The sequence below is a fragment of the Chengkuizengella sediminis genome (assembly GCF_010078385.1).
GTDB lineage: Bacteria > Bacillota > Bacilli > Paenibacillales > KCTC-33759 > Chengkuizengella > Chengkuizengella sediminis.
This window is the reverse complement of sequence record NZ_SIJC01000003.1, coordinates 271,434-298,280: the sequence shown is the minus strand read 5'-3', so window position 1 is coordinate 298,280 and position 26,847 is coordinate 271,434. Positions and strand designations below refer to the sequence as shown.

24 protein-coding genes and 1 other RNA gene are annotated in these 26,847 nt (G+C 34.7%); 21 read left to right on the top strand and 4 right to left on the bottom strand.

All coding sequences use genetic code 11. The annotated features are described in order from the left end of the window. Positions 1-227: 227 nt before the first annotated feature. From nagB to EPK97_RS08550, 4 genes are all read left to right on the top strand, one after another. Positions 228-977: a glucosamine-6-phosphate deaminase gene (nagB, locus tag EPK97_RS08565; RefSeq protein WP_162036199.1), complete on the top strand. Its 750-nt coding sequence runs from the start codon at positions 228-230 to the stop codon at positions 975-977. Between the two features lie 42 nt (positions 978-1,019). After that, positions 1,020-1,754 (top strand): GntR family transcriptional regulator, encoded by a 735-nt coding sequence (locus EPK97_RS08560; protein ID WP_162036198.1) that lies wholly within the window; start codon positions 1,020-1,022, stop codon positions 1,752-1,754. 116 nt (positions 1,755-1,870) lie between these two features. Beyond that, positions 1,871-2,749, top strand: coding sequence for a hypothetical protein (locus EPK97_RS08555; protein WP_162036197.1), 879 nt, complete (start codon positions 1,871-1,873; stop codon positions 2,747-2,749). Between the two features lie 189 nt (positions 2,750-2,938). Continuing rightward, positions 2,939-3,643: a hypothetical protein gene (locus EPK97_RS08550; RefSeq protein ID WP_162036196.1), complete on the top strand. Its 705-nt coding sequence runs from the start codon at positions 2,939-2,941 to the stop codon at positions 3,641-3,643. Between the two features lie 249 nt (positions 3,644-3,892). On the opposite strand, the gene EPK97_RS08545 is transcribed toward EPK97_RS08550, so the two are convergent. From EPK97_RS08545 to EPK97_RS08535, 3 genes are all read right to left on the bottom strand, one after another. Beyond that, positions 3,893-4,555 (bottom strand): hypothetical protein, encoded by a 663-nt coding sequence (locus tag EPK97_RS08545; protein ID WP_162036195.1) that lies wholly within the window; start codon positions 4,553-4,555, stop codon positions 3,893-3,895. A 142-nt stretch (positions 4,556-4,697) separates the two neighbouring features. After that, positions 4,698-5,204 (bottom strand): MerR family transcriptional regulator, encoded by a 507-nt coding sequence (locus tag EPK97_RS08540; RefSeq protein WP_162036194.1) that lies wholly within the window; start codon positions 5,202-5,204, stop codon positions 4,698-4,700. A 776-nt stretch (positions 5,205-5,980) separates the two neighbouring features. Further along, positions 5,981-7,999 carry a transglycosylase domain-containing protein gene (locus tag EPK97_RS08535; RefSeq protein ID WP_162036193.1) on the bottom strand — a complete coding sequence of 673 codons (2,019 nt, stop codon included), beginning with the start codon at positions 7,997-7,999 and terminating at the stop codon, positions 5,981-5,983. A 178-nt stretch (positions 8,000-8,177) separates the two neighbouring features. On the opposite strand from EPK97_RS08535, the gene speE reads away from it, so the two are divergent. The 4 genes from speE (at position 8,178) to argS (ending at position 12,125) form a co-directional block, all read left to right on the top strand. Beyond that, a complete protein-coding gene (speE, locus tag EPK97_RS08530; RefSeq protein WP_162036192.1) occupies positions 8,178-9,011 on the top strand; it encodes a polyamine aminopropyltransferase in 834 nt (277 codons plus the stop codon). 58 nt (positions 9,012-9,069) lie between these two features. Beyond that, a complete protein-coding gene (gene speB / locus EPK97_RS08525; protein WP_162036191.1) occupies positions 9,070-9,939 on the top strand; it encodes an agmatinase in 870 nt (289 codons plus the stop codon). 93 nt (positions 9,940-10,032) lie between these two features. Further along, positions 10,033-10,452, top strand: coding sequence for a YwiB family protein (locus tag EPK97_RS08520; protein ID WP_162036190.1), 420 nt, complete (start codon positions 10,033-10,035; stop codon positions 10,450-10,452). After that, positions 10,449-12,125: an arginine--tRNA ligase gene (argS, locus tag EPK97_RS08515; RefSeq protein WP_162036189.1), complete on the top strand. Its 1,677-nt coding sequence runs from the start codon at positions 10,449-10,451 to the stop codon at positions 12,123-12,125. The genes EPK97_RS08520 and argS overlap by 4 nt, the downstream gene beginning before the upstream one ends. A 96-nt stretch (positions 12,126-12,221) precedes the next feature. Here the strand turns inward: argS and EPK97_RS08510 are convergent, their stop codons facing one another. Further along, complete coding sequence (locus tag EPK97_RS08510) at positions 12,222-13,385, bottom strand: S8 family peptidase (protein WP_240903738.1); 1,164 nt, start codon at positions 13,383-13,385, stop codon at positions 12,222-12,224. A 453-nt stretch (positions 13,386-13,838) separates the two neighbouring features. On the opposite strand from EPK97_RS08510, the gene rpoE reads away from it, so the two are divergent. From rpoE to recR, 13 genes are all read left to right on the top strand, one after another. Then, entirely contained in the window at positions 13,839-14,366 is a 528-nt protein-coding gene (gene rpoE / locus EPK97_RS08505) for a DNA-directed RNA polymerase subunit delta (protein ID WP_162036188.1), read from the top strand. 170 nt (positions 14,367-14,536) lie between these two features. Then, a complete protein-coding gene (locus EPK97_RS08500; protein WP_162036187.1) occupies positions 14,537-16,135 on the top strand; it encodes a CTP synthase in 1,599 nt (532 codons plus the stop codon). A gap of 106 nt (positions 16,136-16,241) precedes the next feature. Continuing rightward, positions 16,242-16,628: a response regulator gene (locus tag EPK97_RS08495; protein ID WP_160647890.1), complete on the top strand. Its 387-nt coding sequence runs from the start codon at positions 16,242-16,244 to the stop codon at positions 16,626-16,628. 170 nt (positions 16,629-16,798) lie between these two features. After that, a complete protein-coding gene (gene fba, locus EPK97_RS08490; RefSeq protein ID WP_162036186.1) occupies positions 16,799-17,653 on the top strand; it encodes a class II fructose-1,6-bisphosphate aldolase in 855 nt (284 codons plus the stop codon). A gap of 117 nt (positions 17,654-17,770) precedes the next feature. After that, a complete protein-coding gene (locus EPK97_RS08485) occupies positions 17,771-19,021 on the top strand; it encodes a UDP-N-acetylglucosamine 1-carboxyvinyltransferase (protein ID WP_162036185.1) in 1,251 nt (416 codons plus the stop codon). A 109-nt stretch (positions 19,022-19,130) separates the two neighbouring features. After that, positions 19,131-20,411 carry a transcription termination factor Rho gene (rho, locus tag EPK97_RS08480; protein ID WP_162036184.1) on the top strand — a complete coding sequence of 427 codons (1,281 nt, stop codon included), beginning with the start codon at positions 19,131-19,133 and terminating at the stop codon, positions 20,409-20,411. 120 nt (positions 20,412-20,531) lie between these two features. Next, complete coding sequence (rpmE, locus tag EPK97_RS08475; RefSeq protein ID WP_160647894.1) at positions 20,532-20,729, top strand: 50S ribosomal protein L31; 198 nt, start codon at positions 20,532-20,534, stop codon at positions 20,727-20,729. 86 nt (positions 20,730-20,815) lie between these two features. After that, a complete protein-coding gene (locus tag EPK97_RS08470; RefSeq protein WP_162036183.1) occupies positions 20,816-21,208 on the top strand; it encodes a hypothetical protein in 393 nt (130 codons plus the stop codon). A 58-nt stretch (positions 21,209-21,266) separates the two neighbouring features. Then, positions 21,267-21,533: signal recognition particle sRNA large type (gene ffs / locus EPK97_RS08465), an RNA gene on the top strand. 298 nt (positions 21,534-21,831) lie between these two features. After that, a complete protein-coding gene (locus tag EPK97_RS08460; RefSeq protein ID WP_338075671.1) occupies positions 21,832-23,250 on the top strand; it encodes an ATP-binding protein in 1,419 nt (472 codons plus the stop codon). Positions 23,251-23,520: 270 nt separating this feature from the next. Further along, on the top strand, positions 23,521-25,317 hold the full coding sequence (gene dnaX / locus EPK97_RS08455) for a DNA polymerase III subunit gamma/tau (protein ID WP_162036182.1): 1,797 nt from the start codon (positions 23,521-23,523) through the stop codon (positions 25,315-25,317). Between the two features lie 64 nt (positions 25,318-25,381). After that, entirely contained in the window at positions 25,382-25,693 is a 312-nt protein-coding gene (locus EPK97_RS08450) for a YbaB/EbfC family nucleoid-associated protein (protein ID WP_162036181.1), read from the top strand. Between the two features lie 169 nt (positions 25,694-25,862). Continuing rightward, on the top strand, positions 25,863-26,462 hold the full coding sequence (gene recR, locus EPK97_RS08445; RefSeq protein WP_162036180.1) for a recombination mediator RecR: 600 nt from the start codon (positions 25,863-25,865) through the stop codon (positions 26,460-26,462). Positions 26,463-26,847 lie beyond the last annotated feature (385 nt).

The window sequence follows — 26,847 nt, the reverse complement described above, 5'->3', positions numbered from 1 at the left end:
CTATTTGGTTTGATTGCTTATGGATTGCTAATTAAAGATTTTAACGGAACTTACTAAAGAATTATCTAGTTTACCAGAATTTAAAGTCCATTAATTTAATAAGGGCATAGATATATCTCTGTGCCCTTATAAAGACTATTGTAGTTTAATTATTAATTTCATCACTGGTATAGACAACTAGAATTCTATGTTATACGATAAAATAAGAGTACAAGGAGTGGATGAGAATGGAAGTCATTAAAGTTAGAGATTATAATGAAATGAGTAAAAAAGCAGCAGAGTATATTACCTCAAAAGTAAAATCAAGTACTTGTATCAATTTGGGTTTAGCAACAGGAGGGACACCCTTAGGTTTATATAAAAACATGGTTTTAGATTTTCAAAAGAATAAAACAGATTATCAACATGTTACTAGCTTTAACCTAGATGAATATGTTGGCCTATCAGAAGATCACCCTAATAGTTATCACTATTACATGAAAGAAAATTTGTTTAATTATATTAATATATTGAAATCAAATGTTCACCTGCCAAATGGAAAAGGAGTTTCATTAAAAAAAGAATGTGATCATTATGATAAACTAATAAAAGGGTGTGGAGGGATTGATGTTCAGGTTTTGGGAATCGGACAAAATGGGCACATTGGTTTTAACGAACCCGGAACATCATTTGGCACAAAAACACATGTTGTAAAACTTACGGAATCTACACGACAAGCCAATAAACATTTTTTTAATGACATGGATGAAGTACCTACTCATGCTATTACGATGGGGATCCAGTCCATCATGAACAGTAGAGAAATTCTTTTACTTGCATCAGGTGCAGAGAAAGGTGTAGCGATTAATAAACTGCTGCAAGGTGATTTAAACGAGCAATTTCCAGCATCTATTTTACAGTTACATCCAAACGTAACAGTTATTGCAGATGAGCAGTCACTTACATCACATATTTCAATACAGGATATAACAACATAAATTGATCTTAATTTTAGGATAGATCTAGAAAGGAAGCATGAAATGATTAATAAAAATTCTCCGCTACCTATTTATTATCAACTTGCAGAACTTATTAAAGGGAAAATAGTGAATGGAGACATGCAAGCAGGGGATTTGATACCTTCTGAACGTCAATTTTCAGAACAGTTTCATATCAGTCGCATGACGGTAAGACAAGCCATTAACAATCTAGTTAACGAGGGGTATTTGTATAGACACAAAGGAAAAGGTACATTTGTATCAAGCAAAAAACTAGAACATAAATTTATCGGCGAACTAACTAGCTTTACAGAAGATATGAAACAAGAAGGATATGAGCCGAGTAGTCAATGGATTCATTTTGAAAAGATTCCAGCTTCCAAAGAAATTGCTGATTACTTAAAAATTGAAGCTAATGAATTAGTGTATGAAATGAAACGTGTGCGTTTAGCCGATCAAGTGCCAATAGCGATTGAAACAGTTTATATGTCAGCACAGCTCATACCCAATTTAACCCAACAACAAATGGAACAACAATCATTATATCAGTACATTGAAAAACAATATGGTGTGAACATCGTTGATGGAGTTCAGACGATAGAATCAACTATTGCTTCAGTACAGGAAGCGATTTTTTTGAAAGTATCAGAAGGAGCACCAATATTACGCATGCAACAGCAAACCTTTTTAGAGGGTAAAACTCCTTTAGAATTTGTTATATCCTCCTATCGTGCTGATCGGTATAAGTTTACGATTGAAATAAGAAGGACGTTTTAATTTAGTTCTTTGGACAATTTTAATGTTATTTTCATTTTTTGGACATTTACCCGACACATTCAAAATTTATATTATAAGTGTACCTGATGTACATTAAAAAATTTGGAGGGAAAAAAATGAATAACAAGTTTTTATCCTTAGCAGTAGCAGCAACATTAGTAGTTAGTGCAGTTGGTGTAGGAAGTGCATCTGCCAGTGAAACGGAGAACGGTGCAGATCAATTTCGTGGAAAAACACCTAAGATGAACCAGGAGAAGTTCATTGAAGCATGGGATCAATTATCGGATGAAGAAAAAGAAGCAAGATTGTTTGAGAAAGCTCAAAAAGTTGGAATTGAAACAGATGGGAAAACGTTTGAAGAAATTCAAGAGGAATTAAGAGCGTATGCTTCAGAGAATGGTGCTAAAGGTAATAGAGGCCACGGACCAAAAGGAAAAGGAATGAATTTAGAGAAACTAGCTGAAAAATGGGATGAACTAACGGAAGAACAGCAAAATCAATTTTTTGAAAGAGCAGCTGGACTAGGCATTGAAACAGATGGTAAATCCTTTGAAGAAGTAATGGCTTCCCTTCAAGAGCTTCATGAAGCCAGAGTAATTGAAAGAGCAGAAGAAGCAGGTATTGAAACGGAAGGGAAATCCATTGAAGAAATTCAAGAGGAACTAAGAGCACTTGCTCCAGAACATGGTAAAAGAGGTCAAGGTTCTAAAGGTAAAAGATTTGACCAAGAGAAATTTATAGAATCATGGAATCAATTATCGGATGAAGAAAAAGAAGTGAAGTTATTCGAACATGCTGAGAAATTAGGTATTGATACGGAAGGAAAAACGTTTGAAGAAATACAAGTTGAGCTACATGAGCAGCGTGAAGCCAGACTGTTTGAAAAAGCACAGGAATTAGGTATTGAAACAGACGGAAAAACAATGGATGAAATTAAAGAAGAAATGAAAGAAATGGCTCCAAAAAAAGGTGAGAAACATGAGGTTACTCTTTAAATTGAACATATATAAATAATAAAAAGAGCAGGGAATTAACGATTCCTTGCTCTTTTCTTTTGGGTTCGTAATGAAGTATATTTAATCATTTTCTTTATTTTTGAAAATGAAATAGTTGGACATTTTACTGACACAATAGATGTTTAATATATAGGTGTAAGATACATAAAACTTAAGGAGGAAAAAGAAATGAATAAGAAAGTATTATCCGTAGCACTTGCAGGTTCTTTGTTATTAAGTGCTGTTGGAACAGGAAGTGTATTTGCATCGGAGAAAGGTGATCATGAGAAACCTCGCTTTATGGATCGTGAACAATTTGAACAAACTTGGTCACAATTATCAGAAGAAGAAAAGGAGCAAAGGTTACTACAAAAAGCAGCAGATTTAAACTTGGATATTGAAGATTTACCATTAAGTGAAGTCATTGAGTTGCTTCAGGGAGCAAGAGAAACTAGAATCATAGATAAGGCAGAACTTTTTGGGGTGGATACAACTGATAAAAGTATTGATGAAATAAAAGTAGAACTTTTGGAAGTTGTTCAAGATTTACATGAAACGGTAACTATGGAAAAGGCAGCAGAGCTTGGAATTGAAACAGAGGGTAAATCAATAGAAGAAATCAGAGAGGAAATTAAAGAGGTTATCCAAAGCAATATTGAAGAAAAAATATATGAAATTGCAGCTAAAATGAATATTGATACAGAAGGTAAAACAGTAGAAGAAATTAGAGCAGAAGTGGAAGAGATTTGCACACAAAAAGTACTTGATAAGGCGGCAGAATTAGGGATTGATACAAGCGGTTATGATTTAGAAGATCATGATAGTATCGATCTTATAAAAGAAGAAATTAAAGAGATATATCAGGACAAACATGGAGATATGTTAAATAGATAAATAAAATAGTGATAGAAGGGGGGGAGAATTCCTAGCCCTTCTATTACGCATTTGTAGGGAAAATACACAAAAGAATTTATATTCCCAATCATAACAATAGTCCACATCTAATTAATAGGTGTGGATTATTTTATGCTTACTTTTAACACTTCTGAAATGTAATAAAAAGGATAAATAGCAATCTTAGTTGATTACAATTTATCCTTAAATTTATCATATCAATTCTTGGTTATAAAATATTTTACTCTTTTAATGACTAGAATTAGTTAGAACCTTTGACAGAGTTTCTTCATCAATTATTGTACCAGATTCAACATAATGATTCAGCATAACTTCTAATACTTTAATCTTGTCAGTGAAGCTTTCAAGCGTTGACGTTTCTAAAAAGCTGTTACCTGCTTCTGTAGTAGAAACTTCACTTTGCGTCCATGTCGATATCGTTTTACCATCTTCTTCTCTAACATCAATTTTAAGACGTGTTACAACATTTGGATTGTATCGTACAAAATAAACCTTTTCCATCGGTTCATAGTCCGTCATTATCCAAGTCTCTGATCCTGTCTTAAAAACTGCTCCTTCTTCCGCAAGCCCTGACTCACTCCATATTATATCAGCTTGCCAACTAGGAATCCAATCGTGCTCTCTTTGAGGACAAAATAATGGAAAAACTTTCTCTATTGACCCTTTCGTTACCATTTCTACCGTAAACTCATTTCTATTTGCATTAAAATTCATTGTACTTGTATCCTCCTTATTATCTTCTGAAGTTCCGTGAGGGTTGCTCACTTTCTGCTTATTTCCTTCGTTATTTGTACCTCCGTGTAAACTTACACTTCCTCCATTAGATGAACAACCTGTCATCATGGCCAATAGCAAACTTATAACTAACATAAATTTTAATTGTTTTTTCATATTTTCACCTCCATAGTTTATAATTATTTTGTGTGCAACATTAGTGTAAACTATAAAGTTATAGACGAGTCAATAATGTGTTAGTTTTTTTAGTTAATAGTTTTAATTTTCTATAGAATAGTAAAAAAATATATAAAGACTATTATTTTATATGTTCCTTTACTTCTTCAATTTCCTTATTGGTTAGTCCTAAAAATTCTAAAAAAGCAGTGTGACCAGCTTCGTCATTCACTTCATATTCAGCGTGAAACTTCTTCATATCATCTTCCGTAAATCCAAGAGTTCTTAAAACAGATGTAAATATCTCTCTACCAGTCAAATGATTATCTGTATTTTTTTTAATTACTCCCATTATTTTTTTTTGCTTATGTCTAATCTTTTCTATGTTTCTTTCCATTCTAACTAAGGCAGTTTCGAGTATTTCTATGTTTTCACTTTTGTCATCTAATAAAGTTTTTATATCATCAAGTTCAATACCCATATCTCTATACATACATATACGTTCCAAACGGTCAAAATCATCGTCAGTATATAATCTATAATTAGCCTGTGTTCTTGAGGATGATTTTAAAATATCAATTGAATCGTAATAGAGTAATGTACTCCTTGATAAATTAAATCGCTTACTTAATTCTCCTATTTTATACAAGTCTTCTCCTCCTTTAATATATCAAAATCTAATTTAAATAATAGTTTATATTCAATATATCTTATCCAACTATCATGTAATTTAATGTAAAATGCACCATATAAATTATAGAGGTGTAGCTATAAAATAAAGTTTGATCTAAAATCGCATGTAAACCCAGATTCTATTGCAAATAAAAAGAATCCATTTTGAAAAAAAGATTGATCAAAATGGATTCTAAATTTGAGATTGATTAATTGATTTTTATAAAAAAGTTTGATCATTCTATTGTGTCTATCTTCTACTACAATCGCGCCATTACGTAACAAAATAGATTTATTTATAATATCCACCTAATTATAGCATAAACATCTGACTATGTTCTTAAACAATACCAGCTACTAGGAGGTCAAGAATTAATTTAAAAACAAATAAATTTCCGTGTTATAATAATTTTTGACATACCCAGTAGATCTTCCTATAACTATTGGAAAATCATGGTTTTGGAGTATATATATAGTTATATGAATTTACCTAAAAGCCTCTTTACGTTTTAAAATGAAGAAAATTCATTGAATGAGCTTATTTGCACAAGCAATCATGGCAACTTTGTGTGGATTACCTTCTTCTCGCTTTTTCTGATAAAACTCTTTAAGTTTACTATTTCGAGATTTTCTTAAACATATTTAAAAGGTTTAATGGGGTATTTAATGTTCCGGGCCCCGCAAAAGTAATCGGCATATGCTACAAAGGTTCTCTTCACTTTTGTGGGTTTTAAAAATTTCCGGGGTATATAATTAGTTATTCCACCATCGTTTCAAGTCGTTCCACCATGATGACTCTTCACTCTCCACATCCTCCTGTTGAGTTACTGGATCAAGATCGGAATCGTCAGTAGAATGGATCAAACAATATTCCGTAGGCTCTGTACCTCTAACAAACGTTTCTAATCGTGAATCAGGACAATCCTCTGTGGCCAACTTTCCCGATTTTACATCTACATATACACTCACAACTTCATCTGGGACTGGGAAAAGTTTTGGTGGAATAGCTTCTAGAGTACGCTCTGTATACTCAGCAAATATGGGAGAAGCCAACATGGATTCCACTGGACTAATCGTTAAATCTTTGTCATATCCAATCCAAACGGCTGTGGAAAGCTCAGGAGTAAACCCAACCATCCAAGAATCTGTGTTAGTCGTCCCTGTTTTAGCAGCAACAGGTCTTTTTAATATTTTTGATACACGATTGCCTGTCCCACCAGAATCAAAGATACCTTTCATCAAATTGGTCATGATATAAGTGTATGCAGGGTCTATAACTTGTTTAGCTTGAGGTTCAGCTTCATAAAGGTTATTCCCAAAAGCATCCTCGATTCTTAGAATGGCAATAGGTTCTGCTTTTATCCCCTGATTTGCAATCGTACCAAAAGCATACGCCATTTCAAATGGACTAACGGGATAAGTTCCTAATGCTAAAGAAGGCAATGGCTGCATCGGACTTGTAATTCCTAATGTGCGAGCAGTAGAAATGACATTTTCAGCACCAACCTGCAGTATCGTATGAACGGCATAAATATTATCTGATTGTGCAATCGCTTGACGCAGATCTATATAATCATGAGGATATTTATCTCCAAAATTGCTAGGCATGTATGATTTTTTTCCATCATCATAAGTGAAAGCTGTAGGCTCACTTTTGAATTGTGAAACAGCAGATAATTCGTTTAACTGAAGTGCAGTTAAATATAAAATAGGCTTAAAGGCTGAACCTGGCTGACGAGTATCCGCAAATACTCGATTATATTGATTTTTTTCATAATTTGAACCGCCAACCATTGCTTTTACATACCCGTTCCTTGGATCAATAGAGATTAAAGCGACTTGTAACTCGTTTTTATCCTCCATCTTATCCTCAACGATTTCTTCAGCTATTTTTTGAGCGTTTGTATCCAAGGTTGTGTAGATTTGATAACCACCTTGATTAAAGTCCTCTTCGTTTATATTAATTTTCTCGATTGCAAGCTTGCGAACATAGTCCACAAAATAAGGTGCAAAAGCTTTGCTATTTTTTTCACCTGAACTGAAATTTAACTGCTCTTTATAGGCAGTGTCTGCCTCTTGATCAGAAATCAAACCTGAATTGACCATAGCCTGTAATACAACATATTGTCTGTTCTTTGAGTTTTCAAGATCTAAAAATGGTGAATAATAGGCAGGACCTTTAGGAATTCCAGCAATGAGTGTACTTTCAGCCAAGGTTAAATCCTTAGCATCCTTATTGAAAAAGTGCTGTGATGCGGCCTGAATTCCGTATGTGGCATGTCCATAATATATTTCATTTAAATATAATTCCAAAATCTCTTTTTTACTATATTGCATCTCTAATTGAATCGTATAAATGGCTTCTTTTATTTTTCTAGTCCAAGTTTTTTCATGTGTTAAATACAAATTTCTTGCAAGCTGCTGAGTAATGGTACTAGCTCCTTGTCCTTTATCCATGTTTTGTAAATTAACAATGGCTGCACGAGTGACTCCTTTTAAATCAAAACCAAAATGATCAAAGTAACGATGGTCTTCAACAGCTAACGTGGCTTGGATGACATAAGTGGAGATATCATCAAGAGATACAACTTCTCTATTCTCACCTACATAAAAACTGTCAATGGCTTGTCCTTGTAGATCATACACATAGGACGTTTGAGGTATACTCGTAACTGGGAGTGGCTGGGTTCTCAAATAGATCAGGAACACAACAAAACTAATCGTGCAAATGATAAATAATGAAAATAGAACGGTTGTCAGTTTTTTAATCATATGAATCCCTCCTTTCTAAACAACATCTATAACATCTAGTATGGAAAAACTTAACACTTACTATTCATTGTTTTCAAGAATATTAAAAGAAAAATGGATAATTTGTTGCATTTTAAAAAGGATAAACTATAATACAAGCTAGAATAAAAATATTGAGTTTGAAAGAAGGAAGAAACAGATGGAGTTATGGTATACGGAAAAACAAACAGACCATTTTGGAATTACAGCCAAAATTACACAAACTTTAGTGGAGGAACAGACAGACTTCCAACACTTAGCGATTATAGATACGATTGAATTTGGACGTATGTTAGTTTTAGACGGTATGGTTATGACTACGATCAAAGATGAATTTGTTTATCATGAAATGGTTGCACATCCAGTTTTACATACACATCCGAACCCTAAACATGTACTTGTGGTTGGTGGGGGAGATGGAGGAGTCATTCGTGAGGTTCTAAAACATCCGGAAGTTGAAAAGGCCGTTTTAGTTGAAATTGACGGGAAAGTCATCGAATACTCTAAAAAATATTTACCTGAAATAGCGGGTGAATTAGACAATCCACGTGTAGAAGTTATTGTAAATGATGGCTACATGCACATCCATGAAAATAAAAATACGTATGATGTGATTATGGTAGATTCAACCGAGCCAGTTGGACCTGCAGTTCAACTATTTGAAAAAGGTTTTTATCAAGGGATTTATGATGCTTTAAAAGAAGACGGGATTTTCGTCGCTCAAACAGATAATCCATGGTTTAAAGGCGATTTGATTCAAAAAGTGAATCAAGATGTGAAAGAGATTTTCCCGATTGTAAAAGTATATCAAGCGAATATTCCTACATATCCAAGTGGATTGTGGACTTTTATGATGGGAAGTAAAACGGTGGATCCTTTAAATATAGATGAAAATAAAATACCTGAATTGCCAACAAAATATTACACGCCAAATTTACACAAGGCTGCTTTTGCTTTGCCTAGATTTGTCGAAGATTTAGTCAATCCTAAATAACAAGGATAATGGGGTAACTTGCCAAGGAATAGATGAATGAAGGAAGGAAGTGTTCTTAATGCGTTTAAATGAAGCTTACTCTGGAAAAGTGTTTATAAACAGTTCTAATGATTATGAAAATTCAAGTGCTATCATATATGGAATGCCTATGGATTTTACCGTAAGTTTTCGTCCAGGTTCACGTTTTGGTCCTGCTAGGATACGTGAAGCCTCCATTGGTTTGGAGGAGTATAGTCCTTATTTAGATCGGTCTATTGAAGACATTACTTATTTTGATGCAGGAGATTTAATGCTTCCATTTGGGAATGCATCACGTAGCTTAGACATGATCGGAGAGTACGTAGGAGGTTTGCTGCAAGATGGTAAGTTCCCACTAGGTTTAGGTGGGGAACATTTAGTCACTTGGCCAGTTATAAGAGAAATGTACAAAAAATACCCTGGTCTTGCACTCATTCATATCGATGCACATGCAGATTTACGTGACCACTACGAAGGTGAAGTGCTTTCTCATTCTACACCAGTAAAAAAAGCAGTGGAGCTTATGGGAGGAAGTAACATTTATCAGTATGGCATTCGCTCAGGAAGCCGTGAAGAATTTAAGTTCGGAAAAAAACATGTGAACTTTCATCCTTTTGAAGTATTAGAACCTTTAAAGAAAAGTTTGCCTAGTTTAGCAGGGCGACCCATTTATGTCACCATTGATATTGATGTTTTAGATCCTTCTGCAGCACCTGGAACCGGTACGGCTGAAGCGGGTGGCATTACTTCAAAAGAATTGATTGCAGCAATACACGAAATTTCTCGATCAGATGCAAGGGTTGTTGGGGCGGATGTAGTAGAAGTAGCTCCAATTTATGATCCAACAGAGCAAACACCGATTGTTGCTTCAAAATTAATTCGTGAGATATTGTTAGGTTTTGTAAAATAAGTGATCACAACTAAAAAACTACTTTATAGTGAGAGAAAACAATTGTAAATCCATGATATAATGAACTAACTATTTTAAATTGGGGTGTTAAATATGTCAGAAAGCAAAAAAGTCTCTCTACGTATTGAAAGTAATAGTGATGAACAACAAATTGTTCAAAATGTAACGGGAGAATATTTTCAAAAAGGTGACACTGTTTATTATCGTTATGAAGAACCTGATCATAACATGGGTAGAACCAATACAACGATAAAAATTAAAGGAAATGACATTAGAGTTGTCCGTCATGGGGATACTCAATCCGAGCAGTCATTTCAACTTGATAGTTTACAACCGGGTTATTATCATACAGCAACAGGAAAAATGAACATATCAAATAAAGCAACTGAAATAAATATTGAATTGAATCAAGGTTATGGGCAAATCTCTTGGTCTTATGAATTATATTTAGATGATGAACATGCCGGAGATTTTAAATTAAAGATTCAAATACAGGAGGAGACAGAGTCGTGAGTGTTTTAGAAAAAGTAAAGGATAGGCTTATACAATCCATAAATAAAGCGGCTGTGCAGTCTGAGATCGTTTCAGTTGATCAGTTGCCTGAAGTTACTCTTGAAGTACCAAAAGATAAATCATTTGGGGATTTTTCAACGAATATTGCCATGCAGTTAACTCGAATTGCAAAAAGAAACCCTAGACAAATTGCAGAACAAATCAAAGAAAATCTTAATTATGTAGAAGCAGGCGTTGAGAATGTAGAGATTGCAGGACCTGGTTTTATTAATTTTTTCTTAGATAAAAGTTATTTACATCAAGTGATTTCAGATGTATTGGAAAAAGGAGCTAGATACGGGGCTCTTCAAGTAGGAAATAGTGAAAAAATCCAGATTGAATTTGTCAGTGCGAATCCAACAGGCAGCCTTCACTTAGGACATGCTCGTGGTGCAGCTGTTGGGGATGCATTAAGTAATCTGCTAGATTTTGCAGGTTATGATATATCGAGAGAATATTATATTAATGATGCTGGAAATCAGATTGATAATTTAGCTAAATCTATTGAAGCTAGGTATATGGAACAGCTGGGAAAAGATATGGTTATGCCTGAAGATGGATACCATGGCGAAGATATTATTCAATTTGCTAAAGACTTAGTATCCGAAGAAGGTGATCGACTTCTTTCCCTTGGAGATATTGATAAATTTGAATATTTTAAACGTTACGGATTAGAAAAAGAATTACAAAAGTTAAAAGATGATTTAACACGTTTTGGAGTGGAGTTTGATGTCTGGTTTAGTGAAACCTCCCTTTATCAAGAGAAAAAAACGGATGCAGTTTTAGAGGAACTTGACAAGAAGGGACATACATACGAGCAAGATGGTGCAAAGTGGTTACGAACAACGCCATTTGGCGACGATAAAGACCGTGTATTAATCAAAAACGATGGTTCTTTCACTTATTTAACACCAGATATTGCTTATCATAAAGATAAATTTAATCGTGGCTTCAATCAACTTATTAATATTTGGGGAGCAGATCATCATGGTTATATTCCGAGAATGAAAGCCGCAATTACCGCATTAGGATATGAACCTAATCAATTAATCGTGCTTATTTCTCAAATGGTAAGTTTGTTTCAAAACGGTGAGAAGGTAAAAATGTCGAAAAGAACAGGCAAAGCGGTCACCATGAAGGAGTTAATGGATGAAGTAGGTGTAGATGCGATTCGTTATTTCTTTACGATGCGTAGTATTGATTCTCATTTAGATTTTGATATGGATTTAGCTATTTCTACCTCAAATGAAAACCCAGTGTATTATGTGCAATATGCTTATGCACGTATATGTAGTATTTTTCGTCAAGCAGATGAGCAAGGAATTACAATCTTGCCATTGGAACAGATTGACATTAGCTTATTAAACACAGAGTCTGAATTTAACTTATTGTTAAAAGTGGCTACGTTGTATGATGAAGTGCAAGTTGCAACAGAACAATATGCACCTCATCGTATTATTCGATATGTATATGAGCTAGCTTCCCTTTTCCATAGTTATTATAAAGCACAAAGGGTTATTTTAGAGGACGATGAGAAACTGACTCAGGCAAGATTAATTTTTCTATCTGCATTGAAGACTGTCTTTGAAAATTGTTTCAGCATCATTGGGATTTCTGCACCTGAAAAAATGTAATGGGACCCCAAAAAGGGAAGTCCCATAGGATGTTCTATAACTTTAAAGTGAGGATTCTCGTATAGTATCGAGGCTAACCTCACTATTAAAGTTTATTTATGTTGTTTTAATTTTTTTAACAGCCTTTACAGCCCTCACAGCATTAATCTCTTTTGGTGTTATTTTCTTATTTGAACTACTTATAGGTGTTCCTGTTTTCTTTAATATCGTTTTAATTTTTACAGGACTTAGATTTGGATTGATGGATAACATAAGGGCTATGATGCCTGAGACATGAGAAGTAGCCATCGATGTTCCGTTTAACTCAACATATTTTCGATTTGGCCAGGTGGAAAAAATCTTTTCTCCTGGTGCGTAAATATCAATGTTTTTTCCTTTATTACTAAAGGAGGCAAGGCGTTTTTTAGTAGAGGTTGCCCCGACAGAGATCGTTGGAGTAAATCGAGCAGGATAATCTACGGTTTCTTTTTTTCCATCATTTCCTGAAGAAGCAACAGTGATGATGCCTAATTCATTCGCTTGTTTTATAGCATCTAATAAAGACTGGCTGCGATAACTCATTCCAAAGCTCATATTAATAATGTTCATTTGATTCCGAATACTCCATTCAATGGCTTGAATGATATCAGATGAATAAGCTGTTCCTTTATGATCAAATGCTTTGATTGGATGTAACTGTGCCTTTGGAGCTGTCCCTACGATGCCCTTCTGTTCGTTTGATGCAGCAATTGTGCCTGCGATATGAGTTCCATGTCCGTTATCATCCCATGGTGGCATGTGAGGATATATAAAATTGAACCCTCTACGTAATTGGTCTTTCAGATCAGGGTGATTAAAATCCACTCCAGTATCAATAACGGAAATCTTGATTCCGTCTCCTTTTGTATATTTCCATACTTGAGGTGCTTTGATTTCCTGAACACCCCATGGGATGGATGGTTTTAATTCAGTTTCAATGGAAGAATATAAGGGATTAAAGTTTGTTGGTGCGTGCATTTTTATCTTTGTATCCTTTTCAATGAATCGAATAGCTGGATGATTTATAAGGTTTTTACTGGATTGTAAGGGACAAGAAATAGCATGAATGATCCCAATGGGCTGAATATGTGACAGTTTGGATAAAGACGGTTTTAACTTTTTTATTTGACGCAAGCAACTCTGAAATTCTTTCCGATTATTAAATCGAATAATTTGACGTGTCACAGACTGCTTAGTAACGATATGATGATTTAGATGTTTTAAAAATTTGGAGAAATTCAATTTGTTATCCCCCCTAAGATGAGCATTTAACTTGGATATTTCATTATTTTATGTCGTTTTTGCTCCGTTGGCTTTGGGGGAATGCCTCTTTTTATAATAATTGGGCATTCGATTAGGTCATAAATGGATTATGGACATAGGATAGATAAAGAGAGGAAGCTCTCTTTACCATTCCGGGTTATGAATAGCTGATTCGTAACTATGCGGATACAGTCATAAGCGAAGAGTTTATTACTCTTCGCTTATTGTCATGGAATTTGAGTAAGCCAATGGCATTCTACATATTTAGACATTATCTGTGTTGAAAACTGAACTTTTTTACCATGAAATTTAAGTGTTAGTTGAAGCATTCTTGCATTTTAATGTAAAATAGGTTTTACTTAATGATGACAAAGATAAAAGTTCAATATACATATCATTTTTATTTATGTTGTGTGAAAGGTTGTGTTAGACATGAGCAGTCAATATACAATAAATCTTACCGCTGAGGAAATAAAAGAAATACCAATGGTTGATTTAGCATTTATGATTTTCAAATCAACAAATAAACAATTTTTCTATCGTGATTTGATGAAAGAAATCGCAAAGGTTAAAAGTTTATCTGGAAAAGAAGTCGATAAGGTTATTGCACAGTTATACACTGAAATTAACATTGATGGACGTTTTGCATGCATCGGAAATAACATTTGGGGTTTAAAAAGATGGTACACTTTGGATAAAGCCGAAGAAATATCTAATAAACCAAAAGTGATCAATGATGATGATGATGATCTTGAAGATGAAAAAGAAATGTTTTCTGATGAAATTGAAAATAACGATGCGTTCGTTGGTGAAGGAAATAATACGGATGAAATCATCAGCGAAGATGATGAAGATCTTGATGAAAATGAAGAAATAGAAGAAGAAGCGGATGAAATTAGTCTAGATGAAGAAATGGAAAAAGAGATGGATGAAGACAACGATGAGGATAGTTCGTACTAGGAAGGAAAAATTCAATTTCTAGTCTCTTGACATCCTCCTATGTACAGAGTAAACTATTGCAAGGGCTAAAGATTTTTTGAAGTATTTTAAGTATAAATAAATAAGCTAAAGTGCCTCTTTGAACAAAGAGACACTTTATTTTTTTGTTAAATTATAGGGGGTAAGGCACAGTGACTAAGTATATATTTGTAACTGGAGGAGTAGTGTCTTCCTTAGGGAAGGGAATCACTGCTGCTTCATTGGGTAGATTGTTAAAAAACAGAGGTTTACAAGTCATGATCCAAAAATTTGATCCTTATATTAATGTAGACCCTGGAACGATGAGTCCTTACCAACATGGGGAAGTATTTGTTACTGATGATGGTGCAGAAACAGATTTAGATTTAGGGCATTATGAGCGGTTTATTGACATTAACCTGACTCAAAACAGTAATGTAACTACAGGGAAAATCTATTCTTCCGTTATTACAAAAGAACGTAAAGGTGAATACTTAGGAGGAACCGTTCAGGTTATTCCACATATTACAAACGAGATTAAAGAGCGAGTTTTTCGTTCAGGGAAAGAATCTGGAGCAGATGTGGTTATTACTGAAATTGGTGGTACTGTCGGTGATATTGAAAGTTTACCGTTTTTAGAAGCGATTCGACAAATCAAAAGTGATATTGGTAGAGATAATGTGATGTATATTCATGTGACATTAATTCCTTATTTAAAAGCGGCAGGAGAATTAAAAACCAAACCAACTCAACATAGTGTGAAAGAGTTAAGAAGTTTAGGGATCCAGCCAAATGTCATCGTATGTCGAACAGAACAAAAGTTGTCTGTAGATATGAAAAATAAGCTAGCACTGTTCTGTGATATTGATCCAAATGCTGTAATTGAAGCAAGAGACGCAGATACTTTGTATGAAATTCCGTTAATGCTGCTTGACCAACATATGGACGAAATTGTAGTGAACCATTTAAAACTTGAAACAAAACCCCCGGAAATGAAAGAATGGAATCAACTAGTAAATAAAGTGAAACAGCTGAAACATAAAACTGAGATTGCGATTGTTGGAAAGTATGTTGCTTTACATGATGCTTATTTAAGTATTGTAGAATCCTTAAGTCATGCTGGGTTTGAGCATCAAGCAGAAGTTTCCATTCGTTGGGTTGATGCAGAAGAGGTCAACGATGAAAATGTACATGATCTACTTCATGGAGTAGGTGGCATACTAGTACCTGGTGGATTCGGTGATCGTGGAATTGAAGGAAAAGTAAGTGCCATTAAATATGCCCGAGAAAACAAAGTTCCATTTTTCGGTATTTGTTTAGGGATGCAGGTTGCAGTGATAGAGTTTGCACGTTCAGTTGCTGATTTGGAAAATGCTAATAGCTCTGAAATTAATTCAGAAACACCTCATCCTGTCATTGACTTGTTACCAGAGCAAAAGGATATTGAAGACTTAGGTGGAACGATGAGACTAGGGGCTTATCCTTGTAAATTAGAAAAAAATACTTTAGCATATGAGAGTTACGGATCGGATTTAATCAATGAAAGACATCGTCATCGTTATGAATTTAATAATGATTATAGAGAATTATTAGAAAATGCAGGATTGAAAGTTTCTGGAACTTCTCCAGATGGAAGGCTTGTTGAAATGATTGAACTTCCAGATCATCCTTGGTTTCTTGCTTCACAATTTCACCCTGAGTTTACATCAAGACCGAATCGCCCACAAAAAATGTTCACAGGATTTATAAAAGCAGCTTTGAATAATAAATAATGCTTTTTTTCAACTTTTTGGTAAATTAAGCAGGAATGTAAGAGTTACTTATAGAAATGTTTATTTACCAAAAAAAGTGATTTGTGTTGTTCGGGAGGTTGGTAGTTTGGAAAAAGGGAAGCTTTTAATTGTTGATGATCAACATGGAATTAGAGTCTTGTTAGAAGAAGTGTTTAAGATGGATGGTTTTTATACACTTACAGCTGCAAATGGTCAACAAGCATTAGACCATGTCAACAACGACCCACCGGATCTTGTTCTACTAGACATGAAAATTCCAGGCATGGATGGCTTAGAAATATTAAAGCATATAAAAGAGATCAACACCTCAATAAAGGTGATCATGATGACTGCTTACGGAGAGCTTAACATGATTAAGGAAGCAAAAGAAGCTGGAGCAATGAGACATTTTTCCAAACCATTTGATATTGATGAAATTCGTGCAGTTGTGAATGATGCAATCGGAGATGATCATGCTGCAACAGGATCCTGAAAAGGATCTTTTTTCTTTGCTTGCACCAAAACATCCCGATTTGGTATTAAATAGTCTTTTTTCCTATGCTAAAGCTCACTTCATTTTTGAACTGTTCAGTGCTATAATAGTGCAGAATGACTTACGGTTGTTTATTTCTTTAATAAATTTAGAGTAGGAGGCTCGAAACCATGCCATTAGTATCAATGAATGAATTTTTACCTACAGCTAAAGAGAAAAAATTTGCAGTAGGACAGTTTAACATGAATAACCTTGAATTTTCACAAGCGATTGTTCAAGCAGCTATGGAAGAAAACTCTCCATTTATTTTCGGGGTAAGTGAAGGTGCACTTAAATATATGGGTATTGAATTCACAGTTGCTATGGCTGAAGCAGCGGCTAAACAATCAGGATTGCCTATCGCACTTCATTTAGATCACGGCAGCAGCTTTGATGTAGCTATGAAGTGTATTCGCGCTGGTTTTTCATCGGTTATGTTTGATGGATCACATTATTCTTATGAAGAAAATGTACGTCTTACGAAAGAAGTTGTAAAAACTGCTCATGCAATGGGAGTTTCTGTTGAAGGTGAGTTAGGTACGATCGGTGGAGTTGAGGATGATATTAGTGTTGATGAATCCGATGCTAATTTAGCAAAACCAGATGAAGCGATTCGTTTTTACGAAGAGACAGGTGTTGACTGCTTAGCTATTGCTGTGGGTACTGCTCACGGAATGTACAGTGGTGACCCTGATATTAAATTTGATATTATTGAAGAAGTAACGAAAAATATTCCAGTTCCAGTTGTATTACATGGTGGTTCAGGAGTACCAGATGAAATGATTCGCAAATCTATTGAAGCTGGTGTAGGTAAAATAAATGTAAATACTGAAAATCAAGTTGCTCTTACCAATGCAATTAGAAATGTATTAAACAGCAACGATAGCGTTTATGATCCTAGAAAATACTTAGGTCCAGGTAAAGAAGCAATGGTTGAAGTTGTAAAATCTAAAATTAAATTGTTTGGAAGTAGCAATCAAGCCTAATAATGAATAATAAATGGAAAGGGAATCACTTATAGTGACATTCTCTTTCCTATGTGTTAACATATCAAATGACTTTTACTACCGTTTTTTTAGATTGTTGGAGGGATATACATAACTATGGAAAAACTGATCGTTACAGGAGGCAAACCACTTCAAGGAACTATCCGTATCAGCGGAGCCAAAAATAGTGCGGTTGCCCTTATACCTGCTGCATTGATGGCCGATTCTACTGTTATTTTAGATAATATGCCAGTTTTAAGGGATGTTCAAACTTATAAACATATTTTAGAAGACTTAGGTGCTCATGTAGAATTTTCACAAGACCATATGGTGATAGACCCTTCATCTTTACAATCTATTGAAATGATTGATGATAACGTAAAACAATTACGTGCGTCATATTATTTGATGGGTGCTTTACTAGGGAAATTTGGCGAAGCAGTGATTGGGTTGCCTGGTGGCTGCGATTTTGAACCTCGTCCTATTGATCAACATATTAAAGGGTTTGAGGCATTAGGAGCAGAAGTAAGAAATGAACATGGTTCCATTTATATTAAAGCGAAACAATTAATTGGAACTAAAATCTATCTTGATGTAGTCAGTGTTGGTGCAACGATTAACATTATGTTGGCAGCCGCACGTGCAAAAGGAATTACTTTAATAGAAAATGCTGCAAAAGAACCTGAAATAATTGATGTAGCCACTTTATTAAACGCTATGGGCGCTAAAATTAAAGGGGCAGGAACAGGAACGATACGTATCGAAGGTGTAGATGAATTAAAAGGATGTCGTCATTCTATCATTCCGGATCGTATTCAAGCAGGAACATATATGATTGCAGCAGCAGCTACTAAAGGTGATGTTATCGTAGATAATATCATTCCAAAACATATGGAAGCTTTAACAGCCAAGTTGGAAGAAATGGGTGTTGAAATCCATGAATTAGACGAAGGTATTAGAGTAGTTGGTAAACCTTCATATAACAGCATTGATGTAAAGGCTCTAGTTTATCCTGGGTTTGCTACAGATCTACAATCCCCGATGACCACTTTGCTTACACAAGCTGATGGAGTAAGTGTTTTATCAGATTATGTCTACAATAACCGCTTTAAACATATTCCAGAATTAATTCGTATGGGTGCAAAAATTAAACTTGAGGATCGTTCGGCCGTTATCGAAAAATCCAAATTGCAATCGGCAAAAGTAACCGCGATGGATTTAAGAGCTGGAGCAGCACTGGTTATCGCGGGACTTACAGTTGATTCAGGTCATACAGAAATTACTGGTGTGGAATTTATTGATAGAGGATATGACAATCTGGTTGATAACTTAAAGAATTTGGGTGCAGATGTGTGGCGTGAATCTTAATGAGTGTATGAATGTATACATTAAAGGAAATACTATGTAGTTCAGTCATCATTTGTTTATGAAAGAAAGTAATAATTGTATTAATAATTTAGAATGTGGTGGTACTTATATGGACATGAATTTAGCAGAATTAGAAAAATTGAAGTTGAACGACCTGTATACCTTAGCTAAGAAGTTCCAAATCCAATATTATAGTCAAATGAAAAAAAAAGAACTCATATTTTCGATCTTACGTGCACAAGCAGAACAAGGCGGACTGATGTTCATGCAGGGGGTCTTGGAAGTCTTACCTGAGGGATACGGTTTTCTTCGACCGATCAATTACTTGCCAAGCAAAGAAGACATCTACATATCTGCATCACAGATTCGTAAGTTTGATTTACGAACAGGTGATTTAGTCTCTGGTAAGTGTAGACCTCCAAAAGATAATGAAAGATATTTTGGATTGTTACAAGTTGAAGCTGTGAATGGTGAAGACCCAGACAAAGCTAGTGAAAGACTTCACTTTCCAGCACTTACTCCACTTTTTCCACAAGAAAAAATCATTCTTGAAACAACCCCTACTCACCTTTCTACTCGGATTATAGATTTATTATCTCCAGTTGGATTAGGTCAAAGAGGACTCATTGTAGCACCACCAAAAGCAGGGAAGACATTATTATTAAAGCAAATTGCGAATAGTATCTCAACCAACCGTCCTGATATGGAATTATTTGTGTTGCTTGTTGATGAACGTCCAGAAGAAGTGACAGATATGCAGCGTTCTGTAAAAGGTGAAGTAGTAGCATCCACGTTTGATGAATTGCCTGAAAATCATATAAAAGTTGCAGAACTCGTTTTGGAGAGAGCTCTTAGATTAGTGGAGCACAAAAAAGACGTTGTTATTTTAATGGATAGCATCACTCGTTTAGCAAGAGCTTATAATTTAGTTATTCCTCCTTCAGGACGTACTTTATCTGGAGGAATTGATCCTGCAGCATTCCATAGACCCAAAAGATTTTTTGGTGCGGCTAGGAATGTAGAGGAGGGCGGAAGCCTTACTATTTTAGCTACAGCACTCATTGATACAGGATCACGTATGGATGATGTTATTTATGAGGAATTTAAAGGTACAGGGAATATGGAACTTCATCTGGATCGTAAGTTGGCGGAACGTCGTATCTTCCCAGCTATTGATATTCGCAGATCTGGTACAAGACGTGAGGAATTATTGGTGCCAAAAGAAGAATTGGATAAAATCTGGTTGCTTCGTAAAAATATGAATGACGCACCAGACTTCACTGACGCATTTTTGAAAAGACTATCGAACTCCAAAACCAATCAAGAATTTTTATCTACTTTGGTAAAACCAGTTTCAAAACCTCTTTCTACAAATAAAAGAAAAGTGTAATAACATGACAGGCTTATTTGTATAAGGGTTGCATCATTAGAATGAACGTGTTAGAATCTTTTATGTGTCAATTTAACTCTGGATTGCAAAATATTCAGGGCGGAAAGAGGGGTAATTACAATGAAAGAAGCAATTCATCCTAAATACGAATTAACTACAGTAACATGTGCTTGTGGAAATTCTTTTGAAGCAGGTTCTGTTAAGGAAAATCTTCGTGTTGAGATTTGTTCTAATTGTCATCCATTTTTCACTGGTAAGCAGAAGTTTGTTGATGCTGGTGGACGTGTGGATCGTTTCAAGAAAAAATATGGTCTATAAGAAAACAACCAGTAAAAATAGAGTCTTATTTTTACAGCATATAGAAACCTTCTTTGGTTATGATAATGACCAAGGGAGGTTTTTTTATGAAGAAAAAATGCTTTCTTTTATTAATGACAGCTGTTGTTATATGGATATCTACAGGATGTAACGCAGAGGATAATAATGTTCAAACGAAAAAATATGAAAATGATGGTTATTTAGGGCTTACAAAATCACTGCCCAATATGCCAACAAACCCATCCTATCATAACTATAGGAAAGATACGGCACTTGTTGAACAATCTTTAAAAGGAATTGATGGTGTTACTAGCTCAGCTGTAACGATTACAAACGGGACTAACATGGTTATAACCATTCAAGTACCCAAACATTTATCTAAACAGAAAATAAAACAAATTGAAAAAACAGTTTATAAAGAAACAATGAAACAATTACCAAGATATGAAGTAACGGTTCGTAGTAATAAATCTGGATGAGATGGTAATCGTTTCTGAAGCTTGATATTTTATGATGAATCAGATATACTTAATCTTGCCGTGCTAGACGGGGAGGTAGCGGTGCCCTGTAACCCGCAATCCGCTATAGCGGGGTTGAATTCCAGTTAGAGGTATTGTTGATGTAATGTCAGCCTTTTACACGTAGTGTTGACGGTCAGGTCTCTCGCAATGGATGCCTATGAATCCGGTCAGGTTCGGAAGAAAGCAGCCGTAAGTAGGATGTTCCATGTGCCGAGGGGTCGCCTGACCTGAGCTAACGATAAAAGCAGCGGTTATGTCGCAATTATCAATAACAGGTGCACGGTAAAAAACACTTTAAATCAAATCACCTATAGGTGGTTTTTTTTGTTGTCGACTTTCTATTTCATAAAAGTCATATTTTGTGACATTTGTCAACATGATAATTTCCATTTTGCAATATTGTAATAAGGTTTATTTCTTGTTATGACTGAAAGAGATAGTTTTCTGTTAAAATATAGATTTACTTTTTTGGATTTACTTACCATGTGAGATTTTTTTCGAATAAGGAGGAATTTTCTATACAAAAGTAGAATTAACATATGATATACGATGGAATTTGTTGGAATGGGAGGTTGAAGTATTTGTATACTCCAGTTACGTTAAAGTTCCCATATACGATAGAAAATCTACTTAACTCCCTTGAAGTTAAAAGTACATCTATGATAATAATTAATGATAAAGAAGAGGTTACTTTTAGTAATCCAGTATTTCTATCGGCTAGTGGTTATGTAGATATTGAAGAACTTAACAATATTAAAATAAGAAACATTATTCACTTCCAAGAACCTCTTATGAGTTTAGCTCAGACTTTGCAAAATAATAAGAAATTAAGCATCTACACTAAAAACAAAACCACTATTGAATCAACATACTCAGTAATATCATTACAATCCCACGATGATCAACACCAAGGATATTTATTTATGTTATATGACCTACATAATTCAAACTTAATTCAGCATTTTTCTGCAACCTTTATGAAAGATGTTAATCTCGGTGTATTACTCATTAATAAAGAATTTCAATTGATTGATATTAGTGATATGGCATGTACCATATTTGGCATGAAAAAAGAAGAAGTGATTGATAAATCTTTGGATGAGATTTTTAAACCTGTTCCTAGAGAATACCAGTTGGTACAGCGTACTGTTCTAGAAGGTTTGGTTACGAAAAATCATGCGGTATCGTGGATTAATGATTCACAAAGATTTGAGTTGCTTATGGATTCAAATACTTTAAAGAACAGCAATGGAGACACTGTAGGAGCTTACATTATTTTGAAAGATGTTTCTAACTTACGTTCTCTTGAAGAACAGGTTCAAAGAAGTGATCGGTTGGCTATGATTGGGCAAATTGCGGCAGGTACTGCACATGAGATACGAAATCCACTTACTTCTATTAAGGGATTCTTACAGGTCATTAAGAAATCACTTAAAGAAAATCAGATGAATCAAGAGTTTGAGTTTACGAATATTATGCTAACAGAAATTGATCGGATCAATGGATTAGTTAGTGAGTTTTTATTGTTAAGCAAACCAAGGGATTTTGTGTTTGAGCAAGTAGATTTATCAAAAGTGATGCAAGAAATAAAACCGATTATACATAACGAAGCTATATTACATGATGTTGAAGTACATTATCATTCTGCAAGCGATCTTCCATTTATATTAGCTAATACAGAGTTAATTAAACAAGTATGTCTGAATATTTGCAAAAATGGAATTGAAGCCATGGTTGATGGAGGAACATTAAGCATTACAGAAAAAATAGATGAAAGAAATAAACAGGTAAGTATTGAGATACACGATACAGGCCCTGGTATCCCTTCATTTTTAGTAGATAAAATTTTTGATCCGTTTTTTACGACAAAACAAGAGGGTACAGGTTTAGGGTTATCTGTTTGCCAAAGGATTATTCATGACATTGGTGGATCTATAAGAGTGTCGTCAAAAGGTTTTGGAACCACTTTTATTATTAGTATGCCACTTCCGGGTAGGTAGCCAGTTCGTGGATGAACTGGTGCATCGTGACCAGCTCAAGGATGCGCTGGTGTCGGAATGGCCACAGGACGTGGCAGATTATGATCGACCCACAAGGATGTGGTCGTTTTTAGAGGTATTCCTTGCAGGAGGATGTTTTGATGTCGACGTTCACCACATTAAAATTTAAATATTAAACCACTCAAAGAGTGGTTTTTCATCTATGGACATCTATAGTATAATGATATCAAGTGGTATTCAGAAAAAATCTAATTAAACTCGGAGAAAATAATGAGTCATATTGCCTTATATCGCAAATGGAGATCACAAACTTTCCAAGAAGTCGTAGGACAAAAACATATCGTACAAACCCTACAAAACTCCTTAAAAGAAAATCGTTTTACACATGCGTATTTGTTTAGTGGACCTAGAGGTACTGGGAAAACAAGCACTGCAAAAATATTTGCTAAGGCATTAAACTGCGAATCTGGACCTTCTATGGAGCCTTGTAATCAATGTAATGCATGTAAAAGAATCACTGAAGGGGCAGTTATGGATGTTATGGAGATAGATGCTGCATCTAATAGAGGTGTTGAGGAAATCCGTGATATTCGTGATAAAGTGAAATATGCTCCAACAGAAGTGAAGTATAAAGTTTATATTATTGATGAAGTTCATATGCTTACGACGGAAGCCTTTAACGCTCTCTTGAAAACATTGGAGGAACCACCAGCCCATGTTGTTTTTATTCTTGCAACGACCGAACCTCATCGAATTCCAGCTACGATTATTTCAAGATGTCAAAGGTTTGATTTTCGAAGAGTTGCTATAGAAGAACAAGAGAAAAGAATGAGATTGATATGTGAACAGGAGAATATATCCATAGATGATGATGCACTTCAATATATTGCACGTTTATCTGATGGAGGTATGAGAGATGCTTTGAGCTTGTTGGATCAAATTGTATCCTTCTCTGGTCAGCATATTTCGTATGAGCAAGTGATTGACGCCACAGGTGGTATTGAGTCCAGTCAGTTTTTAAAAATAGCTGAAGCAGTGAAACAACAGAATGTAAGTCAAATACTTGAGCTGATGAACCGTCTGATGCAAGAAGGAAAAAATGCTGATAAATGTTTAGAAAGTTTAATTTATTACTACAGGGATTTATTAGTCATAAAAATGGTGGATCAGGCTCAGGACGTGACAGACCGTGTGTTAGACGTATCTAGTTATTCTAATTTAGCCGAAGTATATGAGAATGAAGAGGTTTTTCAAATCATTGATACGTTAAATCAGTATCAAGTAGAAATGAAATATGCTTCGAATCCACAAACATTATTAGAAATCGCAGTCATGAAGATATGTACTTTGAATGTTCAGGAGCAGAGTTCTATACCTTTGCAAAAGCCATCATCAAAAATAGAAACAAATAAAAAACCGAATGATAGGCAAACCAACTTTAACGATCCCTCGATTGCAACATTAATTCAAAGGGTTGAAGAGTTAGAAAAACAAATTTCGAAATGGGAAAAAGCTGGTGGGGTTGAGTCCCGACCATCATCAACTAACGAAAAGAAGCATATAAATACTCCTAAACAACCTATTGCAAAATTGAATCGTCAATCAAAGGAAAAATTGCTTGGGTTTTTAAACGAAAAAGAACAGGATGCTTTTAAACGTATTCTGTTAAAATGGAGCCAAGTACTAAATTTAGTAAAGTCCAAAAAAATTACGATACATGCTTGGTTAGTGGATGGTGAACCTGTTTCTGTAAAAAATAACATGGTATTGGTTGCTTTTAAAAATACAATCCATAGAGAAACAACAGAAAAACAAACGAACAAACAAATCATTGAAGAAGTCCTTCATGAAGTATATAATGAACCCATCCAGCTCAAAACTGTCATGTTAAAGGACTGGAATGAATTAGAATCCATAGAAGCTCAAGGTACTCAGAAAACTGAACAGACCGAAAGTTTAGAATTAGTTCCAGAAGATCAAGAAAATGAGGAGAAACAAAAAGGTTGGGTTGATGAGGCCGTTCAACTGTTTGGCAGCGACTTAGTGCAAATAGATGAAGAAAAGTGAAGAACAAATACACATTGTTTAAACATATTATAGGATGATTTGAATATAGAAAGGAAGTTTTATAATGAAAAATAATATGAATCAAATGATGAAACAAGTTAAAAAAATGCAGGCACAAATGTTAAAAGCTCAAGAGGAACTTAAGGAAAAAGCGGTAGAAGGAACAGCTGGCGGCGGTGTAGTTACAGTCACAGTTACAGGAGATAAAAAAGTTACTGATGTAGTAATTAAGCCAGAAGTAATTGATCCAGACGATATTGAAATGTTACAAGATTTAATTGTTGCTGCGATGAATGATGCATTAAACAAAGCAGATGAACTTGCAAATGAAGACTTAGGTAAATTCGCAGGTGGATTACCACCAGGGCTACTTTAAGAATAAAGTGTAACTAATAAAATAATATAGCTTTCCCAATTAAAAAAGTTGAATGTAAAATCATTTGAAAAATAGAATTTAACTCACTTTTATTTTTTAGTGATTGGCATTATGAACAAAGTTATAGGGAAGGGTTTCTGTCTAATATCGGTAAAAGGAGTTAAACGTTTTGCATTATCCGGAGCCAGTATCAAAACTTATTGATTCTTTCACTCGTCTACCCGGAATTGGGACGAAAACTGCAGCTAGACTTGCTTTTCATGTGATTCGTATGAAAGAAGAAGATGTTGTTGAATTTGCAAAAGCATTGGTGAATGTAAAAAGGAATTTACACTATTGCTCTGTCTGTTGTAACATTACAGACGTTGATCCATGTAGAATATGTAGTGATAAAAGTAGAGATTCCTCCGTCATTTGTGTTATTCAGGAGCCAAAGGATTTGGTTGCAATGGAACGTACAAAGGAATTTCAAGGATATTATCATGTGCTCCACGGTGCTATTTCTCCGATGGAAGGAATTGGTCCAGATGAAATTCGGGTTGCCGAGCTTTTAACCAGACTTAGTGATGAAAGAGTAAAGGAACTCATTTTAGCAACAAATCCAAATATCGAAGGTGAAGCAACAGCGATGTATCTTTCTCGATTAGTGAAGCCATTTGGTATAAAAATGACTCGAATAGCCCATGGATTGCCTGTGGGAGGAGATTTAGAATACGCCGATGAGGTCACCTTGTCAAAAGCGCTTGAAGGTAGAAGAGAGCTGTTTTAAAGAGATAGTTAGGTAAACTTAATCTAATAATCATAAAAATGTATTACGTTAAGTTTTTATAAGAAGAACACTTATGAAAGAAATGGGTATTCTAATCCTAACTTGAAATTTATGATTTAAAATAAGAGTTTTTTTAAAAAAATCTATTAGTGAAACTTGAAGAAGAATTTAAAAGAAACACTTAATAAAAACACTAGAGATATATCTGCTAGTGAAAATATAAATTTATCAATTTTTCTAATCTAAAAAATGGTCGTGAAGTACACACCACTAGTTTACGGATGTTCCGTAGTCGAGTGGTGTTTTTTTATGAGAAATAATCATTTTCATCTATTTTCATAAACATTAAATATCTTACAGGTGTTGCAAGTGTTGGTCCCTGAGA